The sequence below is a fragment of the Candidatus Symbiopectobacterium sp. NZEC135 genome (assembly GCF_025962695.1).
This window is the reverse complement of record NZ_JAGFPF010000311.1, coordinates 1-1,820: the sequence shown is the minus strand read 5'-3', so window position 1 is coordinate 1,820 and position 1,820 is coordinate 1. Positions and strand designations below refer to the sequence as shown.

Sequence of the window (1,820 nt, the reverse complement as noted above, 5' to 3'; positions counted from 1 at the left end):
TGTCCTCCTCCTCGTTACGGGGAAAAATGACGTGTAAAGCCTGACAAGAGGCTTCATAACCACTGCGTTCAAACATGCCCTGCTGCAAAAAATCCTGAAGCTGTGGGTAGAGGCGAATGGCCTGGTCAAGCGTCGGATCGCTGCCCGGCGCGTAAGCCCCCACATTGATCAAGTCCCGGTTACGTTGGTAACTGGAGAGTAACTGCTTAAACAACCTGACCGTGGCGTAGTGCTTATCATCAATAAGCGCGGTCATGGCGCGACTGATTGAGGCTTCGATATCAATGGCCGGGTAGTGACCGGATTCGGCCAACTGCCGCGACAGGACAATATGTCCATCCAGAATAGCACGCGCCGAGTCGGCAATCGGGTCCTGCTGGTCGTCACCCTCAGTCAGCACCGTATAGAACGCGGTGATCGAGCCGCCACCGTGAATGCCATTGCCTGCGCGTTCGACCAGTGCAGGGAGTTTGGCGAACACCGAAGGCGGATAGCCTTTGGTAGCCGGTGGCTCACCGATGGCCAATGCAATTTCACGCTGCGCCATGGCATAACGCGTCAGCGAATCCATGATCAGCAACACGTGCAGACCGCGGTCGCGAAAATCTTCAGCAATGCGTGTCGCATAAGCGGCACCCTGCATACGCAGCAGGGGCGAAACGTCAGCAGGTGCGGCGATCACCACTGAACGGGCGCGGCCTTCGTCACCCAAAATGTTTTCAATAAAATCTTTCACTTCACGACCGCGTTCGCCGATTAACCCGACGACGATCACATCTGCTTTGGTATAGCGCGCCATCATACCCAGCAGCACACTTTTACCCACACCGGAACCGGCAAACAAGCCCATACGTTGGCCGCGGCCCACGGTCAACAACGCGTTGATAGCGCGCACCCCCACATCCAGCACATCTTCAATCGGTGTACGCTGTAGCGGGTTAAAAGGCGCAGTCATCAGCGGCGCGCGATAGCCGGTATCCGGAGGCGGTAAGCCATCAAGCGGCTTAGCGCTGCCATCCAGCACGCGGCCAAGCAGTTCTGGCCCTAAAGGCAATTGTTTCCCTTGTACCACGCCCTGAGTCGCTGCACGGGCATAGACACGCGCACCTGGCGTGATGCCTTCCATCTCTTCCAGTGGCATCAGGAACAGGCTTTGACCATTAAAGCCAACCACCTCGCACTCAACTTCATCCGTCTTGGCGCCCATATGGCGTTCAATCAGGCAGGTGGCACCCAAGGGCATTTGCAGCCCGGTGGCTTCCAGTACCAGCCCGGTCGCACGCTTTAACCGCCCGTAACGACGCACGGACGGTGTCTCTTTGATGCGCTTTTCGAAAGCGTCCAATTCGGCAAACCAACGTGCGAGGTGATGGGTCATCATAACTCTCCCGGCGCAGCCAAACGGCATAGCTCATGCCAGCGCGTGGCGAGGCTGGCATCAAGGTCGCCTTCCTCTGCGCTCACCTTGCATCCGCCAGGATGCAGTTGACCGTCGGCCAACAACCGCCAGCCGTGCTGCTCCAGCGTCGGACCCAGTGCCGCCTCGATACGCTCGAGATCGCCGGGGTTGACCCGTAATTGCGCTTTGCCACTAAACAGCGGCTCTTGCTGGATCAACTGTTGAATCTGATGTTGCAGTGCTGTGGCATCGCACAGCGGTGCCTGACCAATAACCTGTTTCGCGACGGTCAGGGCTAATTGCGTCAAACGCGCTGGAATAGCTGTGTCCATGGCATCCAATGTCTGCTGGAACCCACTCACCATCTGCTGCATGCGCTCAATCATCGGTTGCTGTTGCTGCAAGGCATCTTGGGTACCTT

General features: G+C 57.5%; 2 protein-coding genes. Both read right to left on the bottom strand.

Translation table 11 applies throughout. The features are described from left to right. The coding region (fliI, locus tag J5224_RS26300; RefSeq protein WP_264628122.1) for a flagellar protein export ATPase FliI at window positions 1–1,378 on the bottom strand (1,378 nt) is incomplete at its 3' end. Further along, a partial coding sequence (locus J5224_RS26295; protein WP_264628121.1) for a flagellar assembly protein FliH occupies window positions 1,378–1,820 on the bottom strand: 443 nt, incomplete at its 5' end. The genes fliI and J5224_RS26295, both read right to left, overlap by 1 nt.